This window comes from Mycobacterium shunyiense (assembly GCF_058270075.1).
Genome location: NZ_JBZDPU010000017.1, coordinates 154,794 through 169,328, shown reverse-complemented (window position 1 = coordinate 169,328; position 14,535 = coordinate 154,794). Strand labels below are relative to the sequence as shown.

The following is a 14,535-nucleotide window of genomic DNA, read 5'->3' as shown; positions in this document are numbered from 1 at the left end:
TCGCGGTTTGACGGCGAACTTCTCGCCACGGACCAGCGCCGCAAGAGGCTCGCAGCGGCAGCCGGTTTGGCACGCGAACTCCCCGGGCGACAGCGGGCCGTGATCAATTAAGTGTCCATGTTGGGACACGGGAGGAGAAGTATGGCATTGCGGGTCGGCATCATCGGGGTCGGGTGGGGAGCGCATGTCCAGGTACCCGGCTTCCGGGCGGCGAACGGCTTCGAGCCCGTCGCACTCTGCGCGCGCACACCTGACCGGCTGGAACGCGTAGCCGCCAAGCTGGGTATTGCGGAGACTTCGACAGACTGGCAGTCGTTCGTGACCCGTGACGATCTGGATGTCATCTCGGTCGCGACACCGACCGTCCTCCATCGCGACATGACGCTTGCCGCGCTGGCGGCGGGCAAGCCCGTGCTGTGCGAGAAGCCGCTTGCCGGTGATCTCGAGGCCGCACGCGAGATGGTGCGGGCGGCCGCCGAGGCGAACCTGCCTACTGCCTGTTGCTTTGAGAATCGGTGGAATCCGGACTGGTTGGCCGTCGCGGACCGCGTGCGCTCGGGGTTTCTGGGCACCCGATATCTGGCCCGGGTCAGTCGCAGCGCGTCGTACTGGCATCCGAGTCACCCGCTGCAGGCCGGCTGGATGTACGACCGAAACCAGGGCGGGGGATATCTCGCCGGGATGCTGGTGCACGACCTGGACTTCCTGTGCAGCCTGCTCGGCAAGCCGGTGTCGGTGTGCGCCGAGGTGCGGACCACCGAGCCGGTGCGGGAGCGGCCCGATGGTACGACGCTGAACGTCACCGCCGACGACACCGCGGCGCTGTTGATGCGGATGGAATCCGGGGTGACTGCGATGCTGAGCGTTTCGGTGATGGGCGCCCACGCCGATCACTACCGGCTGGAGTTGTTCGGCTCTGACGGCACGATCATCGGCGACGGTGACCTGCGCTCCGCGGCATACTCGGTTGGCTTGGCCACCGACGACGGACTGAGCCCGATGACGGTCGACGACCGCGAACCGGCCCATCCGGAGAAGTTGCCAACTGGTCTGGCCGGACATGCGGGCCGTGCGATGGCGCTGATGCTTGAGGACTGGCTACCGGCCTTCGACGGGGCGGCCAGTGCGGCGGCGACCTTCGAGGACGGGTTGCTCTCGCTCGCCGTGATCGATGCCGCGCGCCGCTCCGCTGAAGGTGGCGGTTGGGAGCCTGTGCAAGCTTGAGTCGTATCGATTATCCCGCGGCCGGCGGATAGATCAGCACGCCACGGGTGTTGGCGCCCGCGTGCGTATTCCCGAGGTTCTCAAGACCGGCACCGGCTTCCTGCACCTGGTCGCGATCGGCGTCTATGGCCGCCGGTGAACCTCGCCGGTTCTACGCCGGACCGCCCGACACGTACCCGAGGTAGTCTGCGCATGCAGTACCGCGGCCCGGACACTCCGCGGGACTGCCCGACGGTACGCGCTTCGACGATCCTTGAACCTCGCTACTTCAGCACGGCCGGCAGCGCGGCGAACTCTTGGCGTATCAGGTCATCGAGGGCACGTCCCGGTGCTGTCAACCATTGATTCAGCGCGCGCTCGACGAGCAGCATGCCGATGGACGCCAGGAGCTGGCACTCACTGTCCGGAGACGATAGCCGGCGTCGGTCGGCGATCACCTTGGCTACGGTCTCGGCGTTGGCTTCGTGGTTTCTGCGCTCACGGCCCAACAGCACCAGCGAGGACGCGACGGCTTCGTGGTACTGCGCGATCCGCCTGCGGATGCGTTTGAGTCCGGGAGCAAGCAACGCGAAAGAGTTCGCCAACGCCTCGAAATCAGATAACTCTTCGGGTTGAGCGACGTAGACGCCGCTTACGGCATCGATGAAGTCGTACTCCCCGAAGAACAGCACCGACTCCTTGGTCGGGAAGTACCGGAAGAAGGTACGTGGGGAAACACCTGCGCTCTCGGCGATCTGATCGGTGGTCGTCTCGTCGTAACCATTGGCGCTGAACAGGTCCAGCGCTGCTTCCAACAGTCCGTTGCGCACCCGGTCGGCATGCTCGACTCGCGGTGAACGATCGCCCCGTGCCATCCGCCAACCTCCTCCACCGTCGCAGGTGGACCTGAGATTACAACGACGGCAGGAAACGCCACATCGTTGACACCCGCCGTCATGCCGACGACTTCGTTTCCCAAAGATGACAGTCTCTTGTCATACTCTGCCCGGTCGGCCTACGAAAGAGGGGATTCCGGCCCGATGACTGAGCTTGGCGTGACCGGTGCGAGGTGAGAACCAGACAACGATGCGGCCTGCGACCGAACGCGAAATGCACTGCCTTGCTCCCCGATTGCTCCCTCGCTGGATATTAGACCGTCATAGCGGTTCGGAAATGCTCATTCGACCTTGGGGATGATCTCCTCGGCCACCCAGTGCATGTGGTCCAGGTATGCGCTGAAGTCGTTCAGCGGTGGCGGGTTCACCCAGGTATCGGTGACGCCGAGGTCCGCGAGCATGCCGCAGTTGTCGATCACCTGTTGCGCGCTCTGGCCGAACTGCGCATTGGGGTCGTCCACGACCGCATGCTCCTGACCGATGGACAGGACGGCCAGGCTGTAGAACAGGGAGAACGGCCGGTCATCGAAACCACGCTGTGACCGCAGATAGTCCATTTTGGCCGGCAGTTCCTCCGGCTTCGTGAGCCAGGGCGCCCAACCGTCGCCGAAACGGGCAGCCCGGCGCAATACCGCATCGGCGTCTCCGCCCATCCATATCACCGGCCGCGGTTTGCGAATCGGCTTGGGCCCGAAGGCCACATTGTCGAACTTCACGAACTCACCATCGAAGCTCGGGCTGTCGCTGGTCCACAGTTCGTACATGGCCGAAAGGCACTCGTCGGTAATCCGGCCCCGCTTGTTGAATGGAACCCCGATCGCGTCGAACTCGTCCTTGAGCCAGCCAACTCCCACCGTGACCTGCGCCCTGCCGCCGGAAAGCCAGTCCAGCGTGGAAATGGCCTTGGCAGCGATCACTGGATTGTGCAGCGGCAGGATCGTCACCATCGATCCGACCGAAATCGTTGAGGTGGCACCAGCGATGAACGCCTGCGCCGTGGTGGCGTCGAAGTAGTGGTCACCGGACAGCTCGACATGTGCGGCGGGCGTCAGGAAATGCTCGGGAAGAAAGACCTGCGAGTATCCCAATTCTTCGGCGACGCGCGCGACGCGGGCGATGTCGCTGCCCGTGAGCGCATGCTCCCACGGCTGCGTCACCGCCGAGACGTGCATGGTGTTGGGCAGGTAAACGGTGAATCGCATGGTGAGCCCCTCCGGTTCAATGGCCCCGTGGCAACGTGGTGATTTCAGATACGATTGCACCGAGACTGTTGCCCGCATCATTATGGCAGCCGACTGTCAATCGTCAAGGTGCCTGATCGTGATGGGCTCGGGTCATGTGTTGGTTGCGCAGGGCTGTGCGCATCACCTTCCCGGCTGCGTTGAGCGGCAGGGCGCCGACGATGTACCAGTAGGCTGGGACTTTGAAGCCGGCGAGCCTCGCCCGAGTGAACGTGGCCAACTCCGCCGCAGTCGGTACGAGTGCTGGATCGGCGGGCACGACGAATGCCGCAAGGGTCTCACCCAGCCGCGAATCCGGAACCCCGACAACGCCTACGGCTGCCACGGCGGGATGGGCGGCGAGCACGTTCTCGACTTCGAGTGGGTAGACGTTCTCGCCGCCTCGGACCACCATGTCGTGGCGTCGACCGTGCAGGTGCAGGTAGCCGTCGGAGTCGACGGCCCCGAGGTCGCCGGTGTGCAGCCAGCCGTCAGACGCGTGCACCGAGAGGTGTGGTGCCGCTGCAATGACTTCGCCGACTCCCGCGGCGTCGGGTTGATCGATACGTAGCTGCAGACCGGGTACCGGCCGACCGACCGTACTGAGCAGCGAGGTGTTACGTGCCGCCGCTCGGCGGTGATCGTCGGCATTGAGACAGGTGATCGGGCTGCCCTCGGTCTGCCCAAACAAATTGACCAGTGCGATGTCGGGCAACAACTGCAAGACGCGATGCAAGGTGTGCGGCGTGATCGGCGACGCGCCATAGATCAACGTCTTCAGCGGTACGGTGTCCAACAGATTGTCGGCGAGCAGCATTTCGATCATAGTCGGAACCAGCAGGCAGTGCGTGGCTCCGCGCTGGCGCAGCCCGCGCCACCAGTCGGTGGAGAACCTGTTCGTCGCCAAGACCGCTGCGCCGACGGCCAGCGCGACAAGAGTGTTGCCCAGCCCTCCGATGTGGTGCAGTGGTGAACCTGTCGCGTAGCGGTCGTCGGGTCCGAACCCGACGAGTCCGCTCAGAACGTCCGTTCGTGCGCTGAGCACGTCGTCGGTGAACGGCACCGGTTTGGGGAATCCCGTCGTTCCCGATGTATGCAGATAGAAAAGTGCCACCCCGCATTCCCGCGAGAGCGGCGACCGCGATACCGGCAGCGTCGGCACTGTCACAGGCCTGACCCCGGTGGCCGCGGCGACCTCATCGGCCGCTTGGGTAAAAGCGGGTTCTGTCAACAGAACTGGTGAACCGGCTGCGCGCACGACAGCGCCTAGTTCGGTCGCGGTCAGCCTCGGATTCAGCGGAGCCAGCGGCTTGTCGGTGGCCGCGCCGCCGAACAGTAACGCCAGGGCATCGGCGTTGGTGGTGAGGAGCGCCGGCACCGGCTGACCATCGACCATGTTCAGCCCGGTCAGGAATTCCGCGGCTGAGGTGGCCTTGCCGATTAACTCACCACCGGTGACCGCGCCGGCTTCGTCGTCCATGACCGCTAGCCGGTCGCTGTCCTCGTGCGTCGCGATGACACGTTCCAGCCACATCATGGGGCCTCGGTGAGCAACTCAGGGCCAAATCGATCCGCCACACTTTCCTCCACGATTGGGCAGTGAACGCTATTGTGCGTGACCGCCTTTCGCCTCAGCTTCGCGGGTGCCAAACCACGTCGCCTGTTCTGACTCGGGCCAGCGCTGAGCTCAGCTTGTTCGCATAGCACGCAGGTGCGGCGAGGTGGCGAAGTCGGACACGTCTACATCGAGCGGTCCGATGTGGTAGCTGCCGGCCGCGTTGACTATGACAGTCGACTGTCATAATGTTTCAGTGGCGAATAAGCCCTGTACGAAAGGTGTGGCGGTGGCCGACAACCTGTTTCTTGTTCTGACCAATCCGATCACCGGTGAAGATGACGCCTTCAACAAGTGGTACGACACCCAGCATCTTCCGGAGGTCCTCGACGTGCCCGGCGTCGTGGCCGCCCAGCGGTACGACATCGCGGAAGTGGAGGTGCCCGACGATCAAGACCTGCCTGCGCAGTTGCCCCCACCAACCCACCGCTACATGGTGATCTACGAACTCGATGACGAACCCGATGTGGTGATGGCGGAGTTCCTCAAGCGCGTCATGGCCGGCACGATGTCGTTGGGTGAGTGGCTTGATCTGAGTACGGTGTCCTTGACTGGTTGGGTGCCACGCGGCGAACGCGTTGTGGCGGAACGATAGTGGGGGAGCTGCTTGCCTGCATCGTCGCCCAGCGGGCCTGCCGTCGCTTCGACCCGGATGGCGAGGTTTCCGACGCCGACGTGAAGCAGATGCTCGACGCGGCCGTGCACGCACCGAGTGCGGAGAACACTCAGCCCTGGAGTTTCGTAGTGGTCCGCGACGCGCAGAGCCGGAAACTGCTCGCCGAATGGTGGACCGAGACGTGGAACGCCGGGGGCGGTGACTTCGTCAAGCAGAGCCTTGACGACAAGGCGCTGGTCGCCGATCTCGAATATGGTTTCACCAAAGGCGGATTCGCGGCTGCGCCGGTGATCGTGGTGGTGTGCGTCGATACCGAGCGGGTCGCCGAGATCTATGCATCGTCATCGATCTACCCGGCAGTACAGAACCTGCTGCTCGCCGCGAACGACCTCGGTTACGGCTCATGCCTGACCACCGGGCTGACCACGTTCGGCATAGACCGGGTGCGTGAACTGCTGGAGCTGCCCGCCAACCTGAATCCGATGGCCGCAGTCTATCTGGGCCAACCCATCAAGAAGCTGTCACCGCCGCGTCGTCGCCCGGCCACGTCGGTGACCTACCGCGAGCGGTTCGGCACTCCGTGGTGACGAGAATGGAGTTGAGCCGATGTCATTGGCGATAGCTGAGGAACATCGCGCGCTCGCTGACGTGGCCTCCGCGATGGTGACCGGACGCGGCGGCGTCGCAGCTGGTCGCCGGACTCTGCTCGGCTCCGAGACCGTCGGCAGGTGGTGGACCGAAGACGGACTGTGGAAAGAGATCGTGTCCACCGGCTGGCTCGGCCTGCACGTCGAGGAGCAGTTCGGCGGCCAGGGCTACGGACTGCCCGAGCTCACCATCGTGCTGGAACAAATCGGTCGTGCGGCAATCGGCGGCCCGTTCCTGCCGACCGTCGCCGTGTCGGCAGTCATCGCCGAGGTCGGCAGCGACGAGCAGCGCAAGCGCTGGCTGCCCCAGCTGGTTTCCGGCGACGTCGTGGCAGGAATCGGCACCAAAAGCGATGCGGTGGTGGCTGATTCGATGATTTCAGTTACCGCCGTGGCCGCTCTTGCCGAGTCTGCCGTCGACCTGTTCTTGCTGCCGGTGGGCGACGATCTCGTGCTGGTCCGGGCCGGTGACGGGGTGAGCACGCGCAATATCGACTCGGTCGACCAGCTTCTGCGTCCGGTCACAGTGGTGGGTTTGGCGTCGGCACCCGTCGCCGACGTGTTCCGCGGCAGCGCTGCCGTTGCCCGCCGCCACGTGCGACTTCTTGCGGCGGCAGAGGCTGTTGGTGGCCTGAGCGCCTGCACGGAGATGGCTACCGCGTATGCCGCGGCCCGTGAGCAGTTCGGCCGACCTATCGGTTCTTTCCAGGCGGTCAAACATCATTGTGCCAACATGCTGGTCGACACTGAGCTCGCGGTCGCGGCGACCTGGGACGCGGCCCGCGCCGAAGGCACGGAGGCTGAACTGGCGGTGGCGATGGCCGCAGGGCACGCCCTGACCGCCTACCAGCGAGTGGCGCTGCAGAACGTCCAGGTGCACGGTGGGATCGGCTATACCTGGGAACACGACGCCCACCTCTACATCAGGCGTGCGACGGTGCTGCAGGCCGTTGCGGGTGACCAGGACGCAGTGCGGGACAGGGTTGTCGAGCTGCAGTCCGACGGCGTGCGTCGGGGACATTCGGTGGATCTGCCGCCCGAAGCCGAGCAATACCGGCAGGCGGCGCAGGAGTTTCGCACCGAAGTCGAGGCTTCCGATGTCGTGGGCCGCCAAAAGCTCTGGGGGCGCAGCGGCTACCTGCAGCCGCACTGGCCCACGCCATACGGTCGTGACGCCGACAGCACCGAGCAGTTGATCATCGAAGAAGTTCTCGACGGGCTCGACAAACCCAGCCTCGGCCTGGGCGAATGGGTGGTGCCGACGCTGTTGCAGCACGGCAGCGCCGAGCAGATCGAGCGGCTGATGTGGCCCAGCCTGGAGGGCGAGCTCCGGTGGTGCCAACTCTTCAGTGAGCCGGGGGCCGGCTCCGATGCGGCGGCGGTGGTCACCAAAGCCCGCCGCGTCGACGGCGGTTGGGTGGTGTCGGGTCAGAAGGTGTGGACCAGTGACGCGGTGAACTGTCAGCGAGGTCTGGCCACCGTCCGCACCGATCCGAACATGACCAAACACAAGGGCATCACGGCTATGGTCATCGACCTTGCCGATCCGGCGGTGCAGATCCGCCCCCTCACCGAGATCACCGGTGAGACGCTGTTCAACGAGGTCTTTTTCGACGATCTGTTCGTGCCTGATCGTGATGTGGTCGGTGCGGTGAACGCGGGCTGGGGTGTGGCGATGGCGGCGTTCGGCAACGAACGGGTGTCCATCGGCGGCGGGTCGGTCACGATGACCGCCGACGCACTGGTCGATCTGCTGGCGCGTCACCGTCCGGGTGATACCGGCCTGGCGCGTGATGTGGGTGCGCTGCTCATCGAGGCCTACACACTTGCCGCGCTGAACCTGCGGCAGGCTGCGCGGGCGGTCTTCGACTCCGGGCCCGGCATCGAGGGCAATATCGCCAAGCTCTTCGGTGCCGAGCACGCTCAGCGCGTCGCGGAACTCGCGCTGCGAATTGCCGGTCCGGCGATCCTTCTCGGTGCGGAACCCACGATCGTGCACGACTACCTGTTCAGCAGGTGCCTGACGATTGCGGGCGGCACGTCGGAAATCGTCAGAAACCTGATCGCCGAACGCATTCTCGGCCTGCCGCGCGATCCGGCGCCCAAGTAAATCGGAGAACATCATGACTTGTGCTGTCGTCGGTATCGGGCGGACTCGGTATTCGCGCAACTCCGGCCGAACCACCCGCGGGATGGCGGTGGCCGCGTGCCGCGACGCCATCGCCGACGCTGGTCTGACACCGGCCGACGTCGACGGCATCTGCACGTTCATGGTCAACGACTCCGAACAGCCGATCTTCGTCGGCTGGGCGCTGGGCATCGACGAACTGGCCTGGGCCAACGCCATGTACGGCGGCGGAAACCTGGTCGCCGACCAGATCGCCACCGCCGCAGCGGTGATCGAGGCCGGCCTGTGCAAGGCGGTGCTGGTATACCGGTCGCTCAACGGCCGGTCCGGCCACCGCTTCGGCCATGTCGACGGCCCGATGCAGGTGCAGCATCACGATCAGTTCGACACCGCGTCGGGCTTCATGGTGCCGCCGCAGTGGTTCGCCATGTGGGCCCGCCGGCATCAGCACGAATACGGCTCGACTTCAGAGGATCTCGGGCAGATCGCGATCACCCAGCGTGCACACGCCGGCCCCAACGAACACGCGCTGCGCCGCGAGCCGTTGACGATGGACGAGTACCTCGCCGCACGCTGGATCAACGAACCGTTCCGGGTGCTGGACTGCACCTCTGAGGTCGACGGTGCAGTGGCGATCCTGATCGCCGGCGAAGATATCGCGCGCGATACCAAGCAGCCGCCGATGTGGCTGGTCGGATCATCGAACTCCCAAGGTGGATCAGGCTGGAGCGAATGGGATGACCCCACCGAGATGTACTCGCGCACAGCAGGACCGAAGATATGGGAGAAGACCGGCCTGACGCCGGCCGATATGGACGTGGCGTGCATGTACGACTGCTTCACCTACACGGTGATGGCCACCATGGAGGGATTCGGCTTCTGCGAGAAGGGCGAGGTGGGCAAGTTCTTCTCCACTGGGCGGGCCACCTACGGTGGCGACGTGGTGGTCAACCCGCACGGGGGCCTGTTGTCCGAGGGGTACATCCACGGCCTCAACCACCACTACGAGGCGGCGCTGCAGCTGCGGCACGGGGCCGGTGTGCGCCAGGTCGAGGGCGCTCAACTGGCCCTGGTCACCGCGGGCGGGGGCCCCTTCGGTGGCGCCAACGTCTACAGCCGGGAGAAGCCATGACGAATCCTATGCTCCTGCCACCGATTCCGGTGCCCGATCCGGATACCGCGCCGTACTGGGAAGGCCTGAAGGACGGCAAGCTGATGCTGTGCCGCTGCGACGACACCGGCACGTGGATTCATCCGCCGCTGGAGCGCAGCCGGTACACCGGCGGCGCAGTGCATTTCGAGGAAGTCAGTGGCGAAGGCACGGTTTTCAGCTACATTGTGGTCCGCCAGGCGCTGGTGCCGGGCCGGATACCGCCATACATCGTCGGGCTGATCGAGCTCGCCGAACAGCCTGGACTGCGGATCAGCGCCGTCATCGACGCCGATCCCGCGGACGTACGAATAGGTCAACAGGTCAAGCTGCGCATCGCCGACCTCGGGGAAAGTGGTTACCGCATACCAGAGTTCGTTGTAGCGTAACTCCGCTCGCGCTGGGGAGATCAGGCCGTGTGGACCGGACGGAACAGCGGCATCCAGACCCGGCTGTCTTCTGCGCCGGAGAGTGCAGTCCAGTCCTCGAAGAAGACCTCGACGGCCATGCCGATCTGAATGTCGTTCTCGGACACCCCCACGACATTGGTGATGAGCCGGACATCGGGCTCGTCATCCAGCTCGACCATCGCCACGATGTAAGGCGGCTCGAAGCCGGGGATCCACGGCTGGCGGTTGACCGTATAGGTCGCCACCGTGGCGCGGCCGGACACCGGTTCGGCCGCGACGTGGGTGCTGCGGCAGCGCCAGCAGACCGGACCGGGTGGATGGAAGAAGTGCCGGCAACTGTGGCAGCGGTTGATCAGCAACTCACCGCGCTCACCCCCGGTCCAGAAGGCGCGCGACTCGGCGGTCGGGCTGGGCGCCAGCCGCAACTGTGGCCGCCGATATTCGGTCTCAGCCGTCACTTCGTGCCTCCCGTAGCGTGCAGCGACCGGCCGATGACCAGCCGCTGAATCTGATTGGTGCCTTCGAAAATCTGGGTGATCTTCGCTTCGCGCATATAGCGTTCGACACGATAGTCGCGGGTATATCCGTAGCCGCCGAGGACCTGCACCGCGTCGGTGGTCACCTTCATCGCTGCATCCGTCGCGACGAGCTTGGCGACCGAGGCGTTGCGTGAGTAGGGCAGTCCTGCGTCACGTCGGCGTGCGGCATCAAGGTAGGTGGCGCGCGCGGAGACCACCGCAGCGGCCATGTCGGCCAGTAGGAATGCCAGGCCTTGGTGGTCGATGATCTTGCGGCCGAACGTGGTCCGCTGCTGCGCGTAGGAGACCGCTTCGTCGAGGGCGGCCTGAGCGAGGCCGACCGCGACGGCCGCGATGCCCAGTCGTCCGGAATCCAGCGCGCTGAAGGCGATCTGCAGACCCTGACCCTCTGTACCGATACGGCGCTGCGCCTCGATGAATGCGTCGTCGTAGTGGGCGGTCGTGGTCGGAATCGCGTGTAGCCCCATTTTCTCCTCCGGCTTCCCGAATGAGAGACCCTTGGTGCCCTTGTCCACCAGAAAGCACGAAATAGCTTGTCCGCCTTCGCCGGTGCGTGCAAACAGGCTGTAGAAGTCGGCCACGCCGCCGTGGGTGATCCAGGCCTTCGCACCGTTGACGCGATAGCCTCCGTCGGTCGGGGTGGCCTTGCACGCCAATGCTGCGGCGTCGGAGCCGGCCTGAGGTTCGGACAGGCTGTAGGCGCCGATCGTCTGACCGCTCAGCATGGCTGGTAACCAGGTCTGTTGTTGTTCGGTCGTGCCGAACGCGATCAGCGGATGACAGGACAGGACGTGCACGCTGACCGCCACTGCGACCGCCGCCCAACGGGTCGCCAGTTCCTCGAGGACCTGCAGATAAACCTCGTAGGGTTGTCCGCCCCCGCCCCACTGCTCGGGGTGGGGCAGCGTCAGCAGACCCGTCTCGCCGAGGGTTGAGAAGACCCCGTCCGGGTACGTCTCGTTGCGCTCGTGCTCGTCGACGACGGGGTCGAGCAGTTTGTCGGCGACATCAGCGGCGAGCTGCACCAGTTCGTACGCTTCGGCGGTCGGCAGCAGGCGAGCTACGGTCACGAGGAAGCTTCCTGCCACTCGCAGCCGGTCAGTTCGGCAGACAGCTCCCATAACCGCCTTGCGCTGTCCGGGTCGATGGCCTTGTCCTTGAGCTTGGTGGGCTTCGGCTTGCCCCATTGGTGCATCAGACCGCGCGGTGAGAAGTAGGTGCCGTTGGGCAGGGTCGTCGTGATTGCCTGCACCGTTGAGCGCGCGCCGTTGGTCGGCGCCTGGCCGATGTGTGGCCCGAGCACTCGGCCTGCCCACTGCAGCGCGCCCGAACCGTCGCGGGTGATCGCGGTGTCGGTCATTCCGGGGTCCGAGGCGTACGCAGTCTTGCCGCGGGCCACCAATTCACGCACGAACAACAGGTTCGCCAGCTTGGACTCGCCATACGCGGCGAAGGGATGGTACCGACGCCGCTCCCAGTTGAGATCATCGAAGTGGATCTGCGCGGTGGTGTAGTTGGTACTCGCCACCGACACCACGCGATCGCGGATCCGGTCCCCGAGCAGGCACGTCAACGCGAAGTGCCCCAGGTGGTTGGTGCCCATGTGCGCCTCGAAGCCGTCGGCGGTACGCGTCAGCGGCAGCCCCAGCACGCCGGCGTTGTTCACCAGCACATCGACAGCGTCGACGGTGTCGGCGAACTTGCGCACGCTGGTGAGATCAGCCAGGTCGAGTTCGCGTACCTCGACCTGCCCCGCCATGGTCTTCGCGGCTTCGTGTCCTTTGCTCAGGGTCCGGCAGGCAATCACCACCTCATGGCCTGCCGCGACCATCGCGCTCGCGGTCGCCCTGCCGACGCCACTGTTTCCGCCTGTGACGATGATTCGCACGTCGCCGTCTCCTCCTTCGCACCGATATTCCATGAAACAGTAAACTATTTATCGCTTTGATGAAATGAAGATCGGGGCTGAATGCTCACAACGGTGACTGACCTGCTGAATCTGTTCGATCTTGCGGTGATCGGGCTCGACACCTTCGAAGGTATCTAGCCTGATGCGCCGAACCATCACATCGTGGGCGGCCAGATCGCCGCGCGTCGCCATGGATGCGGAGAGGCCATCGGGCATGGTGGGCCGGATCTGGCTGCGGGCACGCGGTGAGATTCCGGCTGATCCCGTGGTCAACAGCTGCGTGCTGACCTACCTCAGCGCGCTGCCGTGTCGGCAATACTTGACCGCACGGTCTGGTTCCATCGGTCTGCTGATTTTGCCAATTGGTTGTACTACGAACAGAACTCACCGACCGGGATCGGCGGGCGCGCGTTAGCGACAGGCACCTTCTACAACCGCTCCGGGGAGCTGATGTGCGTGGCCGGTCAGGAGGGGCACTTTCCGCCACGGCGTTATAGTTAGCGCATATAACCAATGGGCGTACGCTTACCGTAGTCGCCGAGCGTTGTAGAAGGGGATTCCCATGAGCAGAAGCGAAGACGACACCTGGGACATCACTGAAAGTGTTGGTGCCACTGCGTTGGGCGTGGCTGCCGGCCGTGCCGCGGAGACAAATAGCGAGAACCCGTTGATCCGTGACCCGTATGCGCAGATGTTCCTTGACGCGGTGGGTGACGGCGTGCCGAACCTGTATGTACGCGAGGGGGACCTGCCGCCCGAGCTCACCGAGATCGACCCGCGTATCGCTGAGCGGATGCAGGCGATGAAGGGTTACATTGCCTCGCGCACCTTGTACTTTGACGAGTTCTTCGTGGCCGCGACCGGCGCAGGTATCAGGCAGGCGGTGATCCTGGCTGCCGGCCTCGATGCTCGAGCCTGGCGGTTGGACTGGCCGGCAGACAGCCGGGTGTATGAACTCGATCAGCCGAAGGTGCTGGAGTTCAAGACTTCGACGTTGGAATCACACGGGGTTCCGCCGGCAGCAGCGCATGTCGGTGTTCCCGTCGATTTGCGCCATGACTGGCCCGCAGCCCTGCGCGCGGCGGGATTCGACCCTGCGGCGCCGACCGCCTGGTCGGCCGAGGGACTGCTGCCCTACTTGACCGCCGATGCGCAGGACGTGCTGTTCGAGCGGATCGCGAGCCTGAGCGCACCGGGTAGCCGGGTGGCAGTCGAGGAATTCACCAACGAATTCTTCAGCGCCGACAGCCTCGCACGCCGTGAGGAGCAGATGCAGCAGTATCGCGAGGCCGCAGCCAAGCTCGGCCGGTCCGATGCCGTCGCGGTGGGCAATCTCCTCTACGACGAGGAGCGGACCGAAGTGGTCGACTGGCTAACCAGGCACGGCTGGCAAGCTACCGGTATCACTGCGCCCGACCTGATGGCCGGCAATGGCCGACCAGTGCCAACCGATCTGGAGGACGGCATTCCGCAAAGCATGTTCGTCGAGGGACAGTTGGTCTAGCGGTCCTCGACGACCGTCTGCGCGATGAAGCGGTCCGCCTCCGTTTGCGGCGGATAGGCGGGTCCGTCGCGCTGCTCAGGGCTGACCAGCACGTCGACCAGACCATCGGCGAGGTCGTCGAGCTGGTCCGCTGAGCCGGCCATAGCCAGACTGTGCTGCACCGAGACCAGGCCGTGCAGCCCCGTCCAGAGAGTGTGGGCCGCCTGGTAAAGCGGCAGGGACAGCGGATAGCCCGCATCGGCGCAGGCGGCCAACGCCTTGCGTAGCCGCCCAGACACCTGCCGGGCCGGGTGCAGCCCCATCCGTTCAGGGTCCACCGCCGGCTGGCGGATTTCGTACATCAACCGGTAGTGGCCCGGGTTGTCCATGGCGAATCGGCAGTAAGCGTGGACTTGGGCTTGCAACCGCTCCCGCGGCCCGTCGCCGGCGGCGGCGCGGTCAGCCACGTCCATCCGGTCGGCGAGTTGGGCGTACTTGTCGGACAGTGCGGCCCAGACGAGCTCGGCCTTGTCGGCGAAGTGCAGATAGATGCTCGGCGCCGCGACTCCAACCTCTTGAGCGACGGCCCGCATGGTGAGCTTTTCGTCGCTGCCCCACTTGTCGAGGAGCCGGTTCACCGCATCGAGCACCTCGCCCCGGAGATCTCCCTGGCCCCGGCGGCGCCGTCGCCGCTCGGGCACATCCGTCACCCGCTCCAC

The 14,535-nt window shown here is 65.1% G+C and carries 15 protein-coding genes; 8 read left to right on the top strand and 7 right to left on the bottom strand.

From position 1 onward, the window contains the following. Positions 1-141: 141 nt before the first annotated feature. Positions 142-1,224 (top strand): Gfo/Idh/MocA family protein, encoded by a 1,083-nt coding sequence (locus AC4ELH_RS21830; RefSeq protein ID WP_498886568.1) that lies wholly within the window; start codon positions 142-144, stop codon positions 1,222-1,224. Positions 1,225-1,487: 263 nt separating this feature from the next. Here AC4ELH_RS21830 and AC4ELH_RS21825 read toward each other — a convergent pair whose 3' ends face one another. The 3 genes from AC4ELH_RS21825 to AC4ELH_RS21815 form a co-directional block, all read right to left on the bottom strand. Further along, positions 1,488-2,078, bottom strand: a complete 591-nt coding sequence (locus tag AC4ELH_RS21825) for a TetR family transcriptional regulator (protein WP_498886566.1) — start codon at positions 2,076-2,078, stop codon at positions 1,488-1,490. 302 nt (positions 2,079-2,380) lie between these two features. Then, on the bottom strand, positions 2,381-3,301 hold the full coding sequence (locus tag AC4ELH_RS21820) for a TIGR03619 family F420-dependent LLM class oxidoreductase (RefSeq protein WP_498886565.1): 921 nt from the start codon (positions 3,299-3,301) through the stop codon (positions 2,381-2,383). Positions 3,302-3,404: 103 nt separating this feature from the next. After that, positions 3,405-4,856: a class I adenylate-forming enzyme family protein gene (locus tag AC4ELH_RS21815; RefSeq protein ID WP_498886563.1), complete on the bottom strand. Its 1,452-nt coding sequence runs from the start codon at positions 4,854-4,856 to the stop codon at positions 3,405-3,407. Between the two features lie 307 nt (positions 4,857-5,163). Here AC4ELH_RS21815 and AC4ELH_RS21810 point away from each other — a divergent pair, with 307 nt between their 5' ends. From AC4ELH_RS21810 to AC4ELH_RS21790, 5 genes are read left to right on the top strand one after another with little or no spacing between them, the layout of a single operon-like run. Further along, entirely contained in the window at positions 5,164-5,529 is a 366-nt protein-coding gene (locus AC4ELH_RS21810) for a hypothetical protein (RefSeq protein ID WP_498886561.1), read from the top strand. After that, positions 5,529-6,137 (top strand): nitroreductase family protein, encoded by a 609-nt coding sequence (locus AC4ELH_RS21805; protein ID WP_498886558.1) that lies wholly within the window; start codon positions 5,529-5,531, stop codon positions 6,135-6,137. The genes AC4ELH_RS21810 and AC4ELH_RS21805 overlap by 1 nt, the downstream gene beginning before the upstream one ends. 19 nt (positions 6,138-6,156) lie before the next feature. Next, positions 6,157-8,307: an acyl-CoA dehydrogenase family protein gene (locus AC4ELH_RS21800; RefSeq protein ID WP_498886556.1), complete on the top strand. Its 2,151-nt coding sequence runs from the start codon at positions 6,157-6,159 to the stop codon at positions 8,305-8,307. A gap of 13 nt (positions 8,308-8,320) precedes the next feature. Continuing rightward, on the top strand, positions 8,321-9,457 hold the full coding sequence (locus tag AC4ELH_RS21795; protein WP_498886554.1) for a thiolase C-terminal domain-containing protein: 1,137 nt from the start codon (positions 8,321-8,323) through the stop codon (positions 9,455-9,457). Further along, positions 9,454-9,864, top strand: coding sequence for a Zn-ribbon domain-containing OB-fold protein (locus AC4ELH_RS21790; protein WP_498886552.1), 411 nt, complete (start codon positions 9,454-9,456; stop codon positions 9,862-9,864). The genes AC4ELH_RS21795 and AC4ELH_RS21790 overlap by 4 nt, the downstream gene beginning before the upstream one ends. Before the next feature lie 20 nt (positions 9,865-9,884). On the opposite strand, the gene AC4ELH_RS21785 is transcribed toward AC4ELH_RS21790, so the two are convergent. Genes AC4ELH_RS21785 through AC4ELH_RS21775 form a run of 3 tightly spaced genes read right to left on the bottom strand, consistent with a single transcriptional unit; the run spans position 9,885 to position 12,312 of the window. After that, positions 9,885-10,343, bottom strand: coding sequence for a Zn-ribbon domain-containing OB-fold protein (locus AC4ELH_RS21785; protein ID WP_498886550.1), 459 nt, complete (start codon positions 10,341-10,343; stop codon positions 9,885-9,887). Beyond that, entirely contained in the window at positions 10,340-11,494 is a 1,155-nt protein-coding gene (locus AC4ELH_RS21780; RefSeq protein WP_498886548.1) for an acyl-CoA dehydrogenase family protein, read from the bottom strand. Before AC4ELH_RS21780 ends, AC4ELH_RS21785 begins: the two co-directional genes overlap by 4 nt. Beyond that, on the bottom strand, positions 11,491-12,312 hold the full coding sequence (locus AC4ELH_RS21775; RefSeq protein ID WP_498886547.1) for an SDR family NAD(P)-dependent oxidoreductase: 822 nt from the start codon (positions 12,310-12,312) through the stop codon (positions 11,491-11,493). Before AC4ELH_RS21775 ends, AC4ELH_RS21780 begins: the two co-directional genes overlap by 4 nt. Before the next feature lie 327 nt (positions 12,313-12,639). On the opposite strand from AC4ELH_RS21775, the gene AC4ELH_RS21770 reads away from it, so the two are divergent. After that, positions 12,640-12,834 carry an acyl-CoA thioesterase gene (locus tag AC4ELH_RS21770; protein WP_498886545.1) on the top strand — a complete coding sequence of 65 codons (195 nt, stop codon included), beginning with the start codon at positions 12,640-12,642 and terminating at the stop codon, positions 12,832-12,834. A 61-nt stretch (positions 12,835-12,895) separates the two neighbouring features. After that, the gene (locus tag AC4ELH_RS21765) at positions 12,896-13,837 is read left to right on the top strand and encodes a class I SAM-dependent methyltransferase (RefSeq protein ID WP_498886544.1); all 942 of its coding nucleotides are present in this window, start codon (positions 12,896-12,898) and stop codon (positions 13,835-13,837) included. Here AC4ELH_RS21765 and AC4ELH_RS21760 read toward each other — a convergent pair. Then, positions 13,834-14,535, bottom strand: a complete 702-nt coding sequence (locus tag AC4ELH_RS21760) for a TetR/AcrR family transcriptional regulator (RefSeq protein WP_498886541.1) — start codon at positions 14,533-14,535, stop codon at positions 13,834-13,836. The two genes, AC4ELH_RS21765 and AC4ELH_RS21760, sit on opposite strands and share 4 nt — an antisense overlap.

Coding starts and splice junctions, on each gene's coding strand:
- AC4ELH_RS21820 (WP_498886565.1), bottom strand. CDS start 3,301: ATGCGATTCACCGTTTACCTGCCCAACACCATGCACGTCTCGGCGGTG.
- AC4ELH_RS21795 (WP_498886554.1), top strand. CDS start 8,321: ATGACTTGTGCTGTCGTCGGTATCGGGCGGACTCGGTATTCGCGCAAC.
- AC4ELH_RS21815 (WP_498886563.1), bottom strand. CDS start 4,856: ATGATGTGGCTGGAACGTGTCATCGCGACGCACGAGGACAGCGACCGG.
- AC4ELH_RS21825 (WP_498886566.1), bottom strand. CDS start 2,078: ATGGCACGGGGCGATCGTTCACCGCGAGTCGAGCATGCCGACCGGGTG.
- AC4ELH_RS21765 (WP_498886544.1), top strand. CDS start 12,896: ATGAGCAGAAGCGAAGACGACACCTGGGACATCACTGAAAGTGTTGGT.
- AC4ELH_RS21830 (WP_498886568.1), top strand. CDS start 142: ATGGCATTGCGGGTCGGCATCATCGGGGTCGGGTGGGGAGCGCATGTC.
- AC4ELH_RS21800 (WP_498886556.1), top strand. CDS start 6,157: ATGTCATTGGCGATAGCTGAGGAACATCGCGCGCTCGCTGACGTGGCC.
- AC4ELH_RS21790 (WP_498886552.1), top strand. CDS start 9,454: ATGACGAATCCTATGCTCCTGCCACCGATTCCGGTGCCCGATCCGGAT.